This window comes from Pseudomonas sp. GL-R-26, from assembly GCF_019947365.1.
Taxonomy (GTDB): domain Bacteria; phylum Pseudomonadota; class Gammaproteobacteria; order Pseudomonadales; family Pseudomonadaceae; genus Aquipseudomonas.
This window is the reverse complement of the sequence record NZ_JAGYGI010000013.1, coordinates 140,255-158,860: the sequence shown is the minus strand read 5'-3', so window position 1 is coordinate 158,860 and position 18,606 is coordinate 140,255. Positions and strand designations below refer to the sequence as shown.

The 18,606-nt window shown below is 61.2% G+C and carries 14 protein-coding genes; 12 read left to right on the top strand and 2 right to left on the bottom strand.

The window, feature by feature from the left end; genetic code table 11:
* Positions 1-24: 24 nt before the first annotated feature.
* Positions 25-3,303, bottom strand: a complete 3,279-nt coding sequence (locus KGA96_RS15795; protein ID WP_046038173.1) for a PAS domain S-box protein — start codon at positions 3,301-3,303, stop codon at positions 25-27.
* A 65-nt stretch (positions 3,304-3,368) separates the two neighbouring features.
* Complete coding sequence (locus KGA96_RS15790; RefSeq protein WP_046038174.1) at positions 3,369-4,259, bottom strand: LysR family transcriptional regulator; 891 nt, start codon at positions 4,257-4,259, stop codon at positions 3,369-3,371.
* A 147-nt stretch (positions 4,260-4,406) separates the two neighbouring features.
* Here KGA96_RS15790 and leuC point away from each other — a divergent pair, with 147 nt between their 5' ends.
* From leuC to KGA96_RS15730, 12 genes are all read left to right on the top strand, one after another.
* Positions 4,407-5,825 carry a 3-isopropylmalate dehydratase large subunit gene (gene leuC, locus KGA96_RS15785; RefSeq protein ID WP_046038175.1) on the top strand — a complete coding sequence of 473 codons (1,419 nt, stop codon included), beginning with the start codon at positions 4,407-4,409 and terminating at the stop codon, positions 5,823-5,825.
* 11 nt (positions 5,826-5,836) lie between these two features.
* Positions 5,837-6,481, top strand: coding sequence for a 3-isopropylmalate dehydratase small subunit (leuD, locus tag KGA96_RS15780; RefSeq protein WP_103395076.1), 645 nt, complete (start codon positions 5,837-5,839; stop codon positions 6,479-6,481).
* 144 nt (positions 6,482-6,625) lie between these two features.
* Positions 6,626-7,393: a class I SAM-dependent methyltransferase gene (locus KGA96_RS15775; protein WP_046038177.1), complete on the top strand. Its 768-nt coding sequence runs from the start codon at positions 6,626-6,628 to the stop codon at positions 7,391-7,393.
* Between the two features lie 51 nt (positions 7,394-7,444).
* Positions 7,445-8,527 (top strand): 3-isopropylmalate dehydrogenase, encoded by a 1,083-nt coding sequence (leuB, locus tag KGA96_RS15770; RefSeq protein WP_046038178.1) that lies wholly within the window; start codon positions 7,445-7,447, stop codon positions 8,525-8,527.
* Between the two features lie 66 nt (positions 8,528-8,593).
* Positions 8,594-9,706: an aspartate-semialdehyde dehydrogenase gene (gene asd, locus KGA96_RS15765; protein ID WP_223464706.1), complete on the top strand. Its 1,113-nt coding sequence runs from the start codon at positions 8,594-8,596 to the stop codon at positions 9,704-9,706.
* 185 nt (positions 9,707-9,891) lie between these two features.
* Positions 9,892-10,902 (top strand): aspartate-semialdehyde dehydrogenase, encoded by a 1,011-nt coding sequence (locus tag KGA96_RS15760; protein WP_223464704.1) that lies wholly within the window; start codon positions 9,892-9,894, stop codon positions 10,900-10,902.
* 205 nt (positions 10,903-11,107) lie between these two features.
* Positions 11,108-13,723: a FimV/HubP family polar landmark protein gene (locus KGA96_RS15755; protein WP_223513527.1), complete on the top strand. Its 2,616-nt coding sequence runs from the start codon at positions 11,108-11,110 to the stop codon at positions 13,721-13,723.
* A gap of 262 nt (positions 13,724-13,985) precedes the next feature.
* Complete coding sequence (truA, locus tag KGA96_RS15750; protein WP_223513574.1) at positions 13,986-14,810, top strand: tRNA pseudouridine(38-40) synthase TruA; 825 nt, start codon at positions 13,986-13,988, stop codon at positions 14,808-14,810.
* A gap of 63 nt (positions 14,811-14,873) precedes the next feature.
* Entirely contained in the window at positions 14,874-15,500 is a 627-nt protein-coding gene (locus KGA96_RS15745; protein ID WP_046038183.1) for a phosphoribosylanthranilate isomerase, read from the top strand.
* A gap of 217 nt (positions 15,501-15,717) precedes the next feature.
* The gene (gene accD, locus KGA96_RS15740; RefSeq protein ID WP_046038184.1) at positions 15,718-16,638 is read left to right on the top strand and encodes an acetyl-CoA carboxylase, carboxyltransferase subunit beta; all 921 of its coding nucleotides are present in this window, start codon (positions 15,718-15,720) and stop codon (positions 16,636-16,638) included.
* Complete coding sequence (gene folC / locus KGA96_RS15735) at positions 16,635-17,942, top strand: bifunctional tetrahydrofolate synthase/dihydrofolate synthase (RefSeq protein ID WP_223464702.1); 1,308 nt, start codon at positions 16,635-16,637, stop codon at positions 17,940-17,942. Before accD ends, folC begins: the two co-directional genes overlap by 4 nt.
* Complete coding sequence (locus tag KGA96_RS15730; RefSeq protein WP_223464700.1) at positions 17,926-18,597, top strand: SPOR domain-containing protein; 672 nt, start codon at positions 17,926-17,928, stop codon at positions 18,595-18,597. The genes folC and KGA96_RS15730 overlap by 17 nt, the downstream gene beginning before the upstream one ends.
* The last annotated feature ends 9 nt before the right edge of the window (positions 18,598-18,606 follow it).

The window sequence follows — 18,606 nt, the reverse complement described above, 5'->3', positions numbered from 1 at the left end:
CAAGCTCGCTCCTACAAGGGGGTGTTATTTCAATAGTTTTTGAAACTCCTCAACCGGCAACGGCTGGCTGTGCAAATACCCTTGATAGAAGTGGCACTCCAACCCCTGCAGGAACTCAAGCTGCTCCGCCGTTTCCACCCCTTCAGCAATCACTTTCAAATCCAGGCTGCGGGCCATGGCGACGATGGCGCGGATGATCTCGGCGTCGTTCGGGTCGCTGGTGGCGTCACGGATGAACGACTGGTCGATTTTCAGGGTGTCGACCGGCAAGCGCTTGAGGTAGGTCAGCGAGGAATAGCCGGTGCCGAAGTCGTCCATGGCGAAGCTCACACCGAGTTTTTTCAGGCGGCGCATTTTGCTGATGGTGTCTTCCAGGTTCTGGATGACGATGCCTTCGGTGATTTCCAGCTTCAACAGGGAGCAGGGCAGGCCATAGCTGGTCAGGCTGTTTTCAATTCGTTCGACGAAGTCGTTCTGGCGGAACTGGCGCGGGCTGATGTTCACGCACAGGCTGAATTTGTACGGATTCACCAGGCCGTCGTCGATCAACTGTTTGAAGGCCTGACAGGCTTCGTCGAGGATCCAGGTGCCGACCTCCAGAATCAGTCCGCTGTCTTCCAGCACCTTGATGAACTCGGTGGGTGACTGCGCGCCGAGCTCCGGATGATTCCAGCGTACCAAGGCCTCGGCGCCGACGATGCGGTCGCCCCGGGCGTCGACCTGAGGTTGGTAGTGCACGCGAAACTCGCCCCGGGAAAGCGCCAGGCGCAGGTCAGTCTCCATGCGCAGGCGTTCGCTCGCGGCCTTCTGCATGGTGTTGTGGTACATCTGCGCGGTATTGCGCCCCGAGTCCTTGGCGCGATAAAGCGCGATGTCGGCGCGCTTGAGCAGGTCGGTCGGGGTCGAACCGTGATCGGGGATCAGCGCAATGCCGATGCTGGGTGTCACTTGCAGGCGCTGGCCATCGAGGAACATCGGTTCGGACAGCAGCTCGCGGATGGTGTCGGCCACTTCGCGAACCTGGTCGCTGACCTCGCTGCGCGAGCCTTCGAGGCCGCTGAGCAACACCACGAATTCGTCTCCGCCCAGGCGCGCGACGGTGTCTTCCATGCGCACGCTGGCCTCCAGGCGCGCGGTGATGATTTTCAGCACGGTATCGCCCACCGGGTGCCCGAGGGAGTCGTTGATGTGCTTGAAGTGGTCGAGGTCGAGGAACATCAGCGCGCCGCGCAGGTTATGCCGTTTGAGCAGGGCAATCTGCTGGCTCAGGCGGTCCATCAGCAAGGCGCGGTTGGGCAGGTTGGTCAGTGGGTCGTGGTAGGCCAGGTGGCGGATCTGCGCTTCGGCGTTTTTCAGCAGGCTGACGTCGCGCGCGGTCAGCAGCAGGCAGGCGGTTTCATTGAGGGTGATTGGTTCCACTGAGACTTCGACGGTGAGCAGTTCGCCGCGCTTGTTGCGCCCGAGCATTTCCTGGTGATGAACCCGGCCCTTGATCTGCAATTCGGCCAGTAGCGCCGAGCGTTGTTTTTCTTCCGCCCAGATCCCGACCTGGTACACCGTGCGGCCCACCACTTCCTCGGCGCGGTAGCCGGTCAGGCGGCAGAAGCCGTCGTTAACCTCCAGATAGCGCCCGGTGTCGCGCTCGGTGATAGTGATGGCGTCGGGGCTGGAGTGGAAGGCCTTGGCGAATTTCTCTTCACTGGCCTTGAGCGCCGCTTCCGAGCGCTGTTGCTGGGTGATATCGCGCAGCGTGGTGACGATGCAGGCCTGGTCGCCGACGCTGATCTGGCGGCTGGAAATCACGCAAGTCAGGACCTGTCCGTCCTTGTGCTGGACGAGAATGGCCACGTTGTTCAGGCCTTGTTCGCGGATCACTTGTTCGATCCGTCGCAGGCTTTTCGCCGAAGCGTCCCACAGGCCAATTTCGTCGGCGCTGCGGCCGATCACATCGGCGGTGCTCCAGCCGAAGGTCTGGGTGAAGCTGGAGTTGATTTCAATGAACTGGCCGGTGTCCTGGTGGGTGACGCAGATCGGATCGGGGCTGACCTGGAACAGCGTGGCGAATTTTTCTTCGGAGGCCACCAGCCGTTGTTCGCGCTCGACCTGGTCGGTGATGTCGAGCAATGTACCGGCCATGCGCACCGGCACGCCGTTTTCATCGCGGTAGAGGCGGGCACGGCTTTCGAGGTAGCGCGAGCTGCCGTCGGGCAATTGCACGCGGTAGGTCAATTGATAGTTGCCGGCCGGGCCTTCACGCAGGCTGCGGTACGCGTCGCGCATGGTGTCGCGCTCTTCGCCGGGCACACCTTCGAAGAACTCGTCGAAGGACTCGTGAAAGGGTTTGGCGTCCAGGCCGTGGAGTTGGGCGGCCCGTGCCGATCCGTAGAGCATGCCGCTGGGAATGTGCCAGTCCCAGGTGCCGAGTTGCGCCGAATCCAGGGCCAGGTCGAGGCGTTCCTGGCTGTCCTTGAGGGCCTGTTCGGCGACTTTGCGTTCGGTGGTGTCAAGGAAGGTGCTCAGTAGATAGGGCTGGCCTTCGAGCTCGACCTTTTGCGCGCTGAGGATGCCGTCGTGGATCTGGCCATTGCTGGCGCGAAACTGCACTTCCATGCTGACCAGGTCGCCTTTGGCTTTGGTGGCCTTGACCAGGTCGTCCCGTTGCTCGGGATGCACCCACAGGCCCAGCTCCAGGGTGGTGCGGCCGATCGCGTCTTGCACCGGCCAGCCGAACAGGCTTTCGAAATACTGGTTGGCTTCGGAGATCAGGCCGTCGTCCTGGCGGGTCAGCAGGACCATGTTCGGGCACAGGTGGAACAGGGTGGCGAAGCGTTTTTCCGAGCTGCTCAACGCCTGTTCGCGCTGGCGCTGGTGGGTAATTTCGCGGATCACACCGATCATCCGTGGCCGGCCGTGCTTGTCCGGCAACAGGCTGCCGCTGATCTCCAGCCAGTGCAGGCTGCCATCGGGCCAGCGGATGCGGTGATGCATCATTTGCTCCAGCGGCGCGCCAGCGATGACCGCGTGGAACGCACGAACGGTTTTCGCGCGATCTTCCGGAGGCAGCAGGTCGAGGTATTCCAGATCCGATGGCAATGGTTTGCGGGGATCGAACCCAAACAACGCCTGCGTACCCCGGGACCAGCTGATCTGCCCGCGCTCGATGTCCCAATACCAGGCACCCAGGCGCGCGCCGTTGAGCGCGGCCAACAGTTGCGAGGCACTTTCCCAGCTCTGTTCGGAGTTTTTCGGGTCAAGTGCCTGTATACGCGGCATAGGCGGAATACGATCAACAGATTTGGGCATTGGCAAGCCTTAGGCTGAATGGGCGTTTGGCACGGGAATTCGCGGCTCTATAGGAGTAGCACAACTTAGCCTTGAGTCCCTGGCGGATCGAGTTGAGCATCCAGCAGGGCCATGAAAGCCCGCGCGGCGTTCGACAGTGTCCTTTCCGTGTGCAGGATATAGCCTAGCTGGCGAGTGAGCTGTATGCCCGGCAAAGGTATGCGCGCCACCTGGTCATCGAGCATGGTGCGCGGCAAAACGCTCCAGGCCAGGCCGATCGATACCATCATCTTGATGGTTTCCAGGTAGTTGGTGCTCATGGCGATGTTTGGCGTCAGGCCCTGGGCTTCAAACAGCCGCTGCACGATGTGGTGGGTAAAGGTGTTGCCGCCGGGGAAAACCGCCGGGTGTCGGGCGATGTCCGCCAGGCTGACCTTGCCGTTATTGAGCAACGAATGCTCCGGGGCAACCACGAAATCCAGCGGGTCGTCCCACACCGGGGTGGCCTTGACCAGCGCGTGGGGTTCCGGCGCCAGGGTGATGACCGCCAGTTCGGCGCGGCCATGGAGAATTTCCTCGTAGGCCACTTCCGAATCGAGGAACTGAATATCCAGCGCTACCTGTGGGTATCGTCGGGTGAACTCCCTCAATAATGGTGGCAAACGGTGCAGGCCGATGTGGTGACTGGTGGCCAGGGTCAGACGGCCGGTCACTTCGCCGGTGAGGTTGGTCAAGGCACGGCGCGTATCATCAAGGACATTGAGTATCTGGTAGGCCCGCGGCAGCAGGGCGCGCCCGGCCTCGGTCAGGCTCACTTCACGCCCCAGGCGGTCGAACAACCGCACCTTCAATTGCTGCTCCAGCCCGGCGATACGTTTGCTGATCGCGGGCTGGGTCAGGTGCAGCCGTTCACCGGCGCCGGAGAAGCTTCCGGTCTCGGCGATGGCAATAAAAGCATTGAGGTTGGCCAGGTCCATGGTTGTATTCCAGTTGGTTATCCAAAGCATAAAAAATATGAATTTGAGTTATTTAATGTAACCCCATAGGATCAGCCTCACAAGCCAAAGGGTTATTGAGCACTTCAAGACCCGGGGCATAGAAACAAGCTGATGAGGAACCGTCTGATGGCCGGCAAAACGCTCTACGACAAGCTCTGGGATTCGCATTTGGTCAAGCAGCGCGACGATGGCTCTGCGCTGATCTACATCGATCGTCACATCATCCACGAAGTGACCTCGCCGCAAGCCTTCGAAGGCCTGCGTCTGGCCGGGCGCAAGCCATGGCGCATCGATGCCAACATCGCGACCCCGGACCACAACGTACCGACCACGCCGGAGCGCAAGGGCGGCATCGACGCCATCGTTGACCAGGTCTCGCGCCTGCAAGTCCAGACCCTCGACGACAACTGCGATGAATACGGCATCGTCGAGTTCAAGATGAACGACGTTCGCCAGGGCATCGTCCACGTCATCGGCCCGGAGCAGGGCGCAACCTTGCCGGGCATGACCGTGGTCTGCGGCGACTCCCACACCTCGACCCACGGCGCATTCGGCGCATTGGCTCACGGTATCGGCACCTCCGAGGTCGAGCATGTGCTCGCCACCCAGTGCCTGGTCGCCAAAAAAATGAAAAACATGCTGGTGCGCGTCGAAGGCCAATTGCCGTTCGGCGTGACCGCCAAAGACATCGTGCTCGCCGTGATCGGCAAGATCGGCACCGCCGGCGGTAACGGCCACGCCATCGAATTCGCCGGCAGCGCGATTCGCGATCTGTCCGTCGAAGGCCGCATGACCATCTGCAACATGTCCATCGAGGCCGGCGCTCGCGTAGGCCTGGTGGCCGCGGACGAAAAGACCGTTGCTTACGTCAAGGGCCGTCCATTTGCTCCGAAAGGCGCGGAATGGGACCTGGCCGTCGAAGCCTGGAAAGACCTGGTGTCTGATGCCGACGCCAAGTTCGATACTGTTGTCGAACTCGACGCCACCCAGATCAAGCCGCAAGTCAGCTGGGGCACTTCGCCTGAGATGGTGTTGGCGGTGGACCAGAACGTGCCGGATCCTGCGAAGGAAATGGACCTGGTCAAGCGCGGCTCCATCGAGCGCGCCTTGAAATACATGGGTTTGACCGCCAACCAGGCGATCACCGACATTCAGCTCGACCGCGTGTTCATCGGTTCCTGCACCAACTCGCGGATCGAAGACTTGCGCGCTGCGGCGGTAATCGCCAAGGGCCGCAAAGTGGCCTCGACCATCAAGCAGGCCATCGTGGTGCCGGGCTCGGGTCTGGTCAAAGCCCAGGCTGAATCGGAAGGCCTGGACAAGATTTTCCTCGAAGCCGGTTTCGAATGGCGCGAGCCGGGTTGCTCGATGTGCCTGGCGATGAACCCGGACCGCTTGGAGTCCGGCGAGCATTGCGCCTCGACCTCCAACCGTAACTTCGAAGGCCGTCAGGGCGCCGGTGGTCGTACCCACCTCGTCAGCCCGGCCATGGCCGCCGCCGCCGCTGTGAACGGTCGTTTCATCGACGTCCGTGAATTGATCTAAAGGAGCGCAGCATGAAAGCTTTTACCCAGCACACTGGACTTGTCGCGCCTTTGGATCGTGCCAACGTCGACACCGATCAGATCATTCCGAAACAATTCCTGAAGTCGATCAAACGCACGGGCTTTGGCCCGAACCTGTTCGATGAATGGCGCTACCTGGATGTGGGCCAGCCTTACCAGGACAACTCAAAGCGTCCGCTGAACAAGGACTTCGTCCTCAACGCTGAACGTTACCAGGGCGCCAGCGTGTTGCTGGCCCGTGAGAACTTCGGTTGCGGCTCCAGCCGTGAACACGCGCCGTGGGCCCTGGAAGAATACGGTTTCCGCAGCATCATCGCGCCGAGCTATGCCGACATCTTCTTCAACAACAGCTTCAAGAACGGCTTGCTGCCGATCATCTTGAGTGATGCCGAAGTCGACGAACTGTTCCAGCAGGTCGAGGCCAATCCGGGCTACCAGTTGCAGGTCGATCTGCAAGCCCAGACCGTGACCCGCCCTGACGGCAAGGTGTTGAGCTTCGAAATCGATGCCTTCCGCAAACACTGCCTGCTCAACGGCCTGGACGATATCGGCCTGACCTTGCAGGACGGCGATGCGATTGCGACGTTTGAAGCCAAGCATCGTGCGAGCCAGCCTTGGTTGTTTCGCGACGCTTGATTTTGCGTAAGGCGTAATGACGCCATCGCGAGCAGGCTCGCTCCCACATTGGATTTGCGGCGTAAACAAAACCTGTGGGAGCGAGCTTGCTCGCGATGAGGCCAGAACAGACACCCCAAGACTCACCCCCAAAAGGAAGTCCCCATGACCAGCACCGCCCGACACAGCCAGGTAGTCCAGAAACAATTCGGTGAACAGGCCTCGGCCTACCTGAGCAGCGCCGTACACGCTCAAGGCACTGAATTCGCGCTGCTACAGGCCGAGCTGGCAGGGCGGGGTGATGCCCGGGTCCTGGACCTGGGTTGCGGTGCCGGTCACGTGAGTTTTCACGTAGCCTCTTTGGTGAAAGAAGTGGTGGCCTACGACCTGTCGCAGCAAATGCTCGACGTGGTGACCGCTGCCGCTGCCGATCGTGGCTTGAGCAACGTGACCACGGTCAACGGTGCCGCTGAGCGCCTGCCGTTCGCTGATGGCGAATTCGATTTCGTCTTCAGCCGCTATTCGGCGCACCATTGGAGTGATCTGGGCGTGGCCCTGCGTGAGGTGCGTCGAGTCCTTAAGCCGGGCGGTGTGGCGGCGTTCGTCGACGTGTTGTCACCGGGTAGCCCGCTGTTCGACACTTACCTGCAAAGCGTCGAAGTGCTGCGCGACACCAGCCATGTGCGCGATTATTCCGCCGGCGAGTGGTTGCGCCAGGTCAGCGAGGCGGGGCTGCACACCCGCAGTACCACTCGTCAGCGCCTGCGCCTGGAGTACAACAGCTGGGTCGAGCGCATGCGCACGCCTGAAGTGATGCGCGCGGCGATCCGCGAGTTGCAGCAGTCGATGGGCAATGAAGTACGCGAATATTTTGAGATTGAGGCCGATGGTTCGTTCAGCACCGATGTACTGGTGCTGATGGCTGAGCGATAGAATTTTTCCGGGTGCGTCCAAGGGCGCACCGACTGATGACATGAGGAAAGCATGAGCAAGCAGATTCTGATTCTCCCAGGTGACGGTATTGGCCCGGAAATCATGGCCGAAGCGGTCAAGGTGCTGGAATTGGCCAGCGACAAGTTCTCCCTGGGTTTCGAGCTGAGCCACGACGTGATCGGTGGTGCAGCCATCGACAAGCACGGCGTGCCGTTGGCCGACGAGACCCTGGAACGTGCCCGCGCGGCCGACGCCGTGTTGCTGGGCGCCGTTGGCGGTCCGAAATGGGATGCCATCGAACGTGACATCCGCCCTGAGCGTGGCCTGCTGAAGATCCGTGCGCAACTGGGCCTGTTCGGTAACCTGCGTCCGGCGATCCTGTACCCGCAGTTGGCCGAGGCTTCCAGCCTGAAGCCGGAAATCGTTTCCGGGCTGGACATCCTGATCGTTCGCGAACTGACCGGCGGCATCTACTTCGGCGCGCCACGCGGCACCCGCACTCTGGAAAACGGCGAGCGTCAGTCCTACGACACCCTGCCGTACAGCGAAAGCGAAATCCGCCGCATCGCCCGTGTCGGTTTCGACATGGCCATGGTCCGTGGCAAGAAGCTGTGCTCAGTGGACAAGGCCAACGTACTGGCCTCCAGCCAACTGTGGCGTGAAGTGGTCGAACAAGTGGCCAAGGATTATCCTGAAGTCGAACTGAGCCACATGTACGTCGACAACGCCGCGATGCAACTGGTGCGCGCACCGAAGCAGTTCGACGTGATCGTCACCGACAACATGTTCGGCGACATCCTGTCCGACCAGGCCTCGATGCTCACCGGTTCCATCGGCATGCTGCCGTCGGCGTCCCTGGACACCAACAACAAGGGCATGTACGAGCCGTGCCACGGTTCGGCTCCGGACATCGCGGGCAAGGGCATTGCCAACCCGTTGGCGACCATTTTGTCGGTGTCGATGATGCTGCGCTACAGCTTCAACCAGCAGGCCGCGGCCGATGCCATCGAGAAAGCCGTCAGCCTGGTGCTGGATCAGGGCTTGCGCACCGGTGACATCTGGTCGGCCGGTTGCACTAAAGTCGGTACGCAGGAAATGGGTGACGCAGTAGTCGCCGCGCTGCGGAATCTGTAATCTCTCGGGCCCGCTGCCAAATTCAAGACAAGGTAGCGGCCCACATTTCAAGAAGGTGTAGTTGCGATGAAACGTGTAGGTCTGATCGGTTGGCGCGGCATGGTCGGTTCCGTGCTCATGCAGCGGATGCTGGAAGAGCAGGATTTCGATCTTATCGAGCCGGTGTTTTTCACCACTTCCAATGTCGGTGGCCAAGGCCCGTCCGTGGGCAAGGACATTGCTCCGCTCAAGGACGCTTACAGCATTGAAGAGCTGAAAACCCTCGACGTGATTCTGACCTGCCAGGGTGGCGACTACACCAGCGAAGTCTTCCCCAAGCTGCGTGAAGCCGGCTGGCAGGGTTACTGGATCGACGCCGCTTCCAGCCTGCGCATGCAGGATGACGCGGTGATCGTTCTGGATCCGGTCAACCGCAAGGTGATCGACCAGCAGCTGGATGCGGGCACCAAGAACTACATCGGCGGCAACTGCACCGTCAGCCTGATGCTGATGGGCCTTGGTGGCCTGTTCGAGGCTGGCCTGGTGGAGTGGATGAGCGCCATGACCTATCAGGCGGCCTCCGGTGCCGGCGCGCAGAACATGCGTGAACTGATCAAGCAAATGGGCGCGACCCACGCCGCTGTTGCCGATCAACTGGCTGATCCGGCCAGCGCGATCCTCGACATCGACCGTCGTGTGGCCGAAGCCATGCGCAGCGACGCGTACCCGACCGAAAACTTCGGCGTACCGCTGGCCGGCAGCCTGATCCCGTGGATCGACAAGGAACTGCCGAACGGTCAGAGCCGTGAAGAGTGGAAAGCTCAGGCCGAGACCAACAAGATCCTCGGTCGCTTCAAGAGCCCGATTCCGGTCGATGGCATCTGCGTGCGCATCGGCGCCATGCGCTGCCACAGCCAGGCACTGACCATCAAGCTGAACAAAGACGTACCGATCGCTGATATCGAAGGGCTGATCAGCCAGCACAACCCTTGGGTCAAGCTGGTACCGAACAGTCGCGAAACCAGCATCCAGGAGCTGAGCCCGAACAAGGTCACCGGCACCCTGAACATTCCGGTTGGCCGTCTGCGTAAACTGAACATGGGTTCGCAATTTATCGGCGCGTTTACCGTCGGCGACCAGTTGCTGTGGGGCGCGGCCGAACCGCTGCGTCGCATGCTGCGGATCCTGCTCGAGCGTTGATTGGTTGATGCAAAGAAAGAACCCGCGCCTTGAAAGAGGCGCGGGTTTTTTTATCCCTGACAGTCTGAAGTTTATTGGTTGCCCATACCGGCCTCTTCGCGGTCACCGCAAGACCCGGCAGAATTGCCTGTATCTCACCCACCCGGTAAAGTGCCGCTCCCCCCGTTTCGCCAGAGGTAAAACCCATGAGCCAGACCATTGATATTGCCGTGATCGGCGCCACCGGTACTGTCGGCGAAACACTCGTGCAGATTCTCGAAGAACGCGATTTCCCGATCGGCACTCTTCACCTGTTGGCCAGCAGCGAATCGGCCGGCAGTTCGGTGCCGTTTCGCGGCAAGAACGTGCGGGTGCGGGAAGTCGATGAGTTCGACTTCAGCAAGGTGCAATTAGCATTCTTTGCCGCCGGCCCGGCGGTTTCGTTGAGTTTCGCTTCCCGCGCGACCGATGCCGGTTGCTCGGTGATCGATCTCTCCGGTGCCCTGGCAGCTGAAAAGGCGCCACAGGTCGTGCCTGAGGCCAACGCCCAGGTGTTGGCCGGCTTGAAAAAGCCCTTTCAGGTCAGCAGCCCAAGCCCGTCGGCCACCACCCTGGCAGTGGTGCTCGCGCCCCTGATGGGTTTGCTTGATTTGCAGCGCGTCAGCCTGACCGCGAGCCTTGCGGTATCGGCCCAGGGCCGCGAAGCCGTGACCGAGCTCGCCCGGCAGACCGCCGAGCTGCTGAATGTGCGTCCACTGGAGCCGAAATTCTTTGATCGGCAGATGGCCTTCAACCTTTTGGCCCAGGTCGGCAAGCCGGATGAGCAAGGTCATACGTTGCTGGAAAAACGCCTGGTGCGTGAGCTGCGTCAGGTCATGGCGCTGCCTTCATTGAAGATTTCCGTCACTTGCATTCAAGCCCCGGTGTTTTTTGGCGATAGCTATAGCGTGACCCTGCAGTCCGCGAGTGAAATCGACCTGGGGAAAGTCAATGCGGCCCTGGAAGACGCACCCGGCATCGAGCTGGTGGAAGCCGGCGATTACCCGACTCCGGTGGGCGATGCGGTAGGTCAGGATGTGGTCTACGTTGGTCGGGTTCGCCTGGGTATTGACGACCCGTCGGAACTTAATCTGTGGCTGACGTCAGATAACGTACGCAAAGGCGCGGCGCTCAACGCTGTGCAGCTGGCCGAGTTGTTGATAAAAGACCTGCTGTAAAAGATACTTTGCAACAATTTGTCGAATGATTCCCCGCGAGCCTATGCTTGCCGGGGTGCTGAAGGCGAGCCACTCTGCGGGGCTTTGCCGGGCATCAATGAAATGACCGCGCGCGACGACCCTCGCCGTTGCGCGCAATGCCTTACGGCAGCGGCTATCAATACCTTCTCGCTGGCCGAGGAATGTTCAAACTAAGGATGAGCTAATGGTTCAAGTTCGCAAACTGGTGTTAGCAATAGCGGCCGCCTCGGCGCTGTCCTCCGGTATGGCGCATGCCCTCGGGCTCGGGGAGTTGACCTTGAAATCGACGCTCAACCAGCCGTTGGTGGCGGAAATCGAGCTGCTCGATGTCAAGGATCTCACCGCCGCCGAAGTGGTGCCGAGCCTGGCCTCACCAGACGATTTCGCCAAGGCCGGTGTCGACCGTCAGGCGTTTCTCAACGACTTGACCTTCACCCCGGTGCTCAACGCCAGCGGCAAAAGCATCCTGCGCGTGACCTCCAGCAAGCCACTCTCCGAACCCATGGTGAAATTCCTGGTTCAGGTCATGTGGCCGAACGGCCGTTTGCTGCGCGACTACAGTGTGCTGCTCGATCCGTCCAAATTCTCGCCGCAAACCGCTGAAGCGGCTGCGCAACCGACCTCAACGGTTGCCGCGCCCGTCACTGGTGCGACCAAGCCGTCCCAATACACCACCACGCCGCGCGATACCCTGTGGGAAATCGCCGCGAAGGCACGTAATGGCGGTTCGATCCAGCAAACCATGCTGGCTATCCAGGCGCTGAACCCGGACGCCTTCATTGATGGCAACATCAACCGCCTGAAAACCGGCCAGGTGCTGCGCATGCCGGATCAGGCACAGAGCACCGGCCTGCCGCAAACCAAGGCCATTGCCGAAGTGGCCGCACAGAACAAGGCCTGGCGCCAGGGTCGCCGTTATGTGGCGAAACCCGGGGCAGGGCAGCAACAGCTTGACGCCACCAATCGCGCTCGCACCGATGTTGCTCCGGCGCAAGCGGCCACCGACAAACTGAGCCTGGTGTCTGCCGAATCCGGCAAGAACCCTGGCAAAGGGGCTGCCGGAGATGCCAAGGCCCTCAGCAACAAGCTGGCGGTGACCCAGGAAAGCCTCGACACCAGTCGTCGTGATAACGCCGAACTGAAAAGCCGCATGGCCGACCTGCAAAGTCAGGTGGACAAGCTGCAGCGCCTGATCGAGCTGAAGAACAATCAACTGGCCAAGTTGCAAACCGAGGGTTCTGCGGCTGCACCAGCGGCTGCGACAGCACCGGCAATGTCGGCCGAGCTGGCTGCCAACCCGGCCGCAGCGCCTGCACCGGTTGCCGCTGCGCCTGCCTCCGAGGCAACTCCGGCGGTGGCCGAGAAGCCCGTTGAAGCGACACCAGCGGCATCCGACGATCAGAAATTCAATGAATTGCTGACCAATCCGGTGCTGCTGGGCCTGGTGGGTGGCGGTGCGGTAATTCTGCTGCTCTTGCTGCTGTTGCTGGCCCGTCGCCGCAAAGCCCAGCAAGAAGCCGAGAAGCATCTGCGCATGGCTCGTGCCCTGGCCGAGGAGCAGCCGTTCTCGGCCGATCTCGACTTGCCGGAAAGCAGCTTCGATGGCCTGGAAGTTCCGCCGCCGAGCGTGAAGCTGGCGAATGCCCCGGCGCCTGCTCCCGCGCCAGCGCCGGTGGTTGCTCCGGTGGTGATGACCACGCCGATCGCCGCGCCATTGGTGGCGCCCGCTGCCGAGCGTTCCGACGACGTGCTGGGCCAGGCTCAAGCGCACATCAATGCTGGTCGCCTGAACCAGGCTGCCGCGTTGCTGGAGGACGGCGTCAAGCAAGAGCCCAAGCGCAGCGACTTGCGCTTGAAACTGATGGAAGTCTACGGCCAGCAAGGCGACCGCGATGCGTTCGTCGGCCAGGAGCGTCAGTTGGTGGCCAATGGCGACAACTTCGCCCAGGTTGAAAAGCTCAAAAGCCGCTTCCCGGCCATGGCACTGGTGGCTGCCGGTGGCATCGCCGCAGCCGCCGTTGCAGCCGAGCTGGACGCGCAATACGTCAAGGACCTGTTGCTCGATGAGCCGCAAGCGCCGGCGTCAGAGCCAGAGCCAGAGCCAATGCCGTTCGAGGATGACCTCGACAGCGCCTTCGACCTGAGCCTGGATGATCTGGACGCGATTACACCTGTGGCGCCTGCGCCTGTCCCTGCACCGGAACCTGAAGTGGCGGCGCTGGCAGACCTGGAAGAGTTCCCGCTGGACGACGATCTGAGTTTTGAGTCGGTGTTGCAGCAGCAGAATGAAATCAAGGAAAGCCTCGACGATCTGTCGGACTTCGACCTTGACCTGGATCTCGGTGCGCAACCGTCACCGGCAATGTTGGCTGAAGACGATTTCCTGCTGGATCTGGATGAGGGCGTGAAGGATTTCCCGGTTGCCGCAACCCCGGCTGTTCCTGAGGTCGCGCTGGATGACCTGGAATTGCCGGCCGATTTCGATCTGTCGCTGGCCGACGAAATGGGCGCACCGGATGCGTTCGCGGCCGAGCTGGATGATGTCAACGCCGAACTGGAGAGCCTGTCCAACAGCATCGGCGAGCCGACCTTTACCGAAGCTGATGCCGCGCTGGATAGCGATGATGACTTCGACTTCCTCTCGGGCACTGACGAAGCCGCTACCAAGCTCGATCTGGCTCAGGCCTATATCGACATGGGCGACAGCGACGGTGCTCGTGACATCCTCAATGAGGTGGTAAGCGAAGGCAGTGCCGAGCAGAAGAGTGAAGCCGAGGAAATGCTTTCGCGCCTGGCTTGAGTGATCGGTAGATTGTAAAAAAGCGGCAGCCTATTGAGGCTGCCGTTTTTGTTTGGTCGATGAGTTGATGTCGTCTGCAGTGGCCCCTTCGCAGACTTTGCGAGCGCCACAGAACCCTGTGGGAGCGGGCTTGCCCGCGATGAGGCCGGAACAGTCAGTGGAGATCCCTCTGGCATCCCCGCCCGGCGGCCTTATAATACCGGCCTTTGGTACATCATCAGGCTGTCCCTCCTTGGCAAATATAGATAACCCGGCCGCCGAAATGGCAGCCGACGGCTTTTTCCGGATCGCGCTGGGCGTCGAATACAAAGGCTCGCGCTACCGCGGCTGGCAGCGCCAGGCGTCCGGGGTGCTTACCGTGCAGGAAACCCTCGAAAACGCCTTGTCCAAAGTCGCCGACTCACCCGTTTCGCTGATGTGCGCCGGGCGTACCGACGCCGGGGTGCATGCCTGCGGACAGGTGGTGCATTTCGACACCCGGGTCGATCGTTCGATGAAGGCCTGGACCATGGGCGCCAACATCAACTTGCCCCACGACGTCAGTGTCAGTTGGGCCAAGGTCATGCCGGCGCATTTCCATGCGCGGTTCAAGGCCATTGCCCGGCGTTATCGCTACGTGATCTACAACGATCAGATTCGCCCGGCGCACCTGAACGAAGAAGTGACCTGGAACCACCGTCCGCTGGACGTCGAACGCATGGCCGAGGCGGCCCAGTACCTGCTCGGCACCCATGATTTCAGTGCATTTCGCGCCGGCCAGTGCCAGGCCAAGTCGCCGATCAAAGAACTGCATCACCTGCGTGTCACCCGTCACGGCAAGATGATCGTGCTGGATATTCGCGCCAGCGCCTTCCTGCATCACATGGTGCGCAACATCGCTGGTGTGCTGATGACCATTGGTGCCGGAGAGCGTCCGGTGGAGTGGATGAAAGAGGTGCTGGAGAGCCGGATTCGACGCACCGGTGGCGTGACCGCGCATCCCTTCGGTTTGTATCTGGTTCAGGTCGAGTACCGTGACGAGTTCCAATTGCCCGAGCGTTACATCGGTCCACACTTCCTGACCGGCTTCTCGGAACTTGGCGGCTGACGCCCTCGAATGCTTTTGTTACCATCCGGGACTTTCCCGGATTTGTCTTGGAGTTGTGTCGACATGTCAGCCGTTCGCAGCAAGATCTGTGGGATTACCCGCATAGAGGATGCGTTGGCAGCCATCGAGGCCGGGGCGGATGCCATCGGATTCGTGTTCTACGCCAAAAGCCCCCGTGCGGTGACGTTCCAGCAGGCGCGCTCGATCATCAAGGCGCTGCCGCCATTCGTGACCACCGTGGGACTGTTCGTCAATGCGAGCCGTTGCGAGTTAGGTGAGCTGCTCGACGCGGTACCCCTGGACTTGCTGCAATTTCACGGCGATGAAAGCGCGGCCGAGTGCGAAGGCTGGCACCGTCCGTACATCAAGGCGCTGCGGGTCAAGGCGGGAGATGACATCGCCGCGGCTTGCGATGCTTATGCCAGTGCCAGCGCAATCCTGCTCGATACCTATGTCGAAGGCGTTCCCGGAGGAACCGGGGAGGCATTTGACTGGTCATTGATACCGCAAGGCTTGAGCAAGCCGATCATTCTGGCGGGCGGTCTGACGCCGGAAAACGTCGCCGAAGCGATAGCCCGCGTTCGGCCTTATGCCGTGGATGTCAGCGGCGGGGTAGAGGCGAGCAAGGGCATCAAGGATCACGCCAAGGTTCAGGCATTTATCAAAGCGGTACGCGGTAGCACCTGTTGATGTGACGGCTGGCAGACTGCCGCCGTCCACTGCACTGTACAAAGCGGATGCACTGCACACAGCAGGCAGATCCGAGGGTTTGTGGTTGCACGCAGGTCATGTTTCGCGCTGACCGTGGCAGTCCATCAACCCTCTTCGCACACATGAATTTAGCGCTAGGGCATACACGGGGCCGCGAACCAGAGCGTTCGGGCCGCCGGTACTGGAGAAAGAAAGCATGAGCAACTGGTTAGTAGACAAACTGATCCCTTCGATCATGCGTTCCGAGGTCAAGAAGAGCTCGGTGCCTGAAGGTCTTTGGCACAAATGCCCGTCTTGCGAGGCTGTGCTGTATCGTCCGGAGCTGGAAAAGACCCTGGACGTTTGCCCCAAGTGCAACCATCACATGCGTATCGGCGCCCGTGCCCGTATCGACATCTTCCTCGATGTTGAAGGCCGTGCCGAGCTGGGTGCGGACCTGGAGCCGGTTGACCGTCTGAAGTTCCGCGACGGCAAGAAGTACAAGGACCGCCTGACCGCTGCACAAAAGCAGACCGGCGAAAAAGACGCGCTGGTTTCCATGAGCGGTACTTTGCTGGGCATGCCGGTGGTGGTTTCGGCGTTTGAGTTTTCCTTCATGGGCGGTTCGATGGGCGCCATCGTCGGTGAGCGTTTCGTTCGCGCCGCCAACTACGCCCTGGAAAAACGTTGCCCGATGATCTGCTTCGCCGCTTCCGGCGGTGCGCGGATGCAGGAAGCGCTGATTTCCCTGATGCAAATGGCCAAGACCTCCGCGGTGCTGGCTCGTCTGCGCGAAGAAGGCATCCCGTTCATTTCCGTGTTGACCGATCCGGTCTACGGCGGCGTTTCCGCCAGTCTGGCGATGCTGGGCGACGTGATTGTCGGCGAGCCGAAGGCGTTGATCGGTTTTGCCGGTCCGCGCGTGATCGAGCAGACCGTGCGTGAAAAACTGCCGGAAGGCTTCCAGCGCAGCGAGTTCCTGCTGGAGCACGGTGCCATCGACATGATCATCGACCGTCAGGAACTGCGTCCACGCCTGGGCAACCTGCTGGCGCAAATGATGGGCCAGCCGACGCCGAAGTTCGTGGCTGCACCTATCGAGCCGATCGTGGTTCCACCGGTACCTGCCAGCCTATGACCCAACGTACCCTTGGCGAATGGCTCGCCTACCTTGAGCAGTTGCACCCTTCGGCCATCGACATGGGCCTGGAGCGGTCGCAGCAGGTAGCGTCCCGCATGGGACTGGGCAAGCCGGCGCCTCGGGTGATCACGGTCACCGGGACCAACGGCAAGGGTTCCACCTGTGCGTTCGTGGCGTCCTTGCTGCGGGCCCAGGGCTTGAAAGTGGGGGTTTACAACTCCCCGCACCTGCTGCGTTACAACGAGCGGGTAACGGTCGATGGTGTCGAAGCCACTGATACCGAGCTGTGCGAGGCCTTTGTCGCGGTAGAGGCCGGGCGCGGCGACACTTCCCTGACGTACTTCGAAATGGGCACCCTGGCGGCATTCTGGCTGTTCCAGCGCTCCGGGCTCGATGCGGTGGTGCTGGAAGTCGGTCTGGGCGGTCGTCTGGATACGGTCAACGTGGTGGACGCCGACATGGCGCTGGTCACCAGCATCGGCGTCGATCATGCGGATTACCTGGGTGATACCCGAGAGTCCGTGGCCTTCGAGAAGGCCGGTATTTTCCGTAAGGGCGCGCCTGCGCTCTGTGGCGATCTGAATCCTCCACAACCTCTGCTGGACAAGGCGCGCGAGCTCAATTGCCCGTTTTTCCTGCGTGGGCGCGATTTTGACCTCGGTGTGACCGATCACAACTGGCAATGGCGCGGTGTCGATAGGCAAGGGCGCGCGATTGAACTGCGCGACCTCCCACTGCTCGATCTGCCGATGGAAAACGCTGCGCTGGCGTTGCAGGCGTACCTGCTGCTCGGCTTGCCTTGGGTGGATGCGCAGATTATCGAGGCGCTGCGGGCAACGAAGGTGGTCGGTCGTCTGGATCGCCGTGAGTTCGAGTGGCAAGGCAAGCGCTTGAATCTATTGCTGGATGTGGGGCACAACCCCCATGCGGCGGAGTATCTGGCTCGTCGCCTGGCCAGTCGCCCGCCGGTCGGCAAGCGTCTGGCGGTGTTCGGGCTGCTGTCGGACAAAGACCTGGGTGGTGTTGTCGGCGAATTGAATGCTAGTGTCCAGCACTGGGCCGTTGCACCCCTGGATTCGCCTCGGGCGCGTCCGGTTGCGGATTTGCACGATGCGTTGCAAGGTCTTGGTGCGTCGGTTACATCATACGGCAGCGTAGCGGCCGCCCTGGAAGGGCAATGCGCGCAGGCCTCGAACGACGACGAAATCCTGTTGTTCGGATCATTTTATTGTGTCGCCGAGGCCCTTGAATGGCTGGCCCGGCGCTCCACGGAGGAAGCGGCAAATGGCATTGCTGGATAAGGCATACAAACAGCGCATGGTTGGCGCCCTGGTATTGGTCGCGCTGGCGGTGATTTTTCTGCCGATGCTGTTTTCCCGCCAGGACGAACAGCGCCAGGTGACGGTCGAAGCGCCTGCGGCTCCGCAGGCGCCAGCGATGCCCCAGGTACAGGTCGAGCCGGTGGTGGTGCCTGAACCACAAACGCTGCCTCAGGAACCTGTGCCGAGCGATGACGAAATCGCCCAGCAGGAATCGGCGGTGCCAACTGCACCAGTTGCACCAGTTGCACCCGTTGCTCCAGCGCCAGCAGCCAAGCCGGCTGCACCTGCGCCGGTCCCGGCTTTGGCGGCTAAACCTGCAACGGCGCCTGCCCAGCCGATCACCGCGGCACCGGGCAAGCCGGACACCACGCAAAGCCGTGTCGATGCCAATGGTTTGTCTGTCAGCTGGTCGGTGCAGCTGGCCAGCCTGTCGAGCCGTGAAAGCGCGGAAAAGCTTCAGAAAACCCTGCGCAGCCAGGGCTACAACGCCTACATCCGTACCGCCGACGGCAAAAACCGGGTGTTTGTCGGGCCGTTGATCGAGCGCGCTGAAGCCGACCGGCTGCGTGACTTGCTGAACCGCCAGCAGAACCTCAAGGGGTTTGTGGTGCGCTTTCAGCCGGAACGTGGCTAAAACTATCGC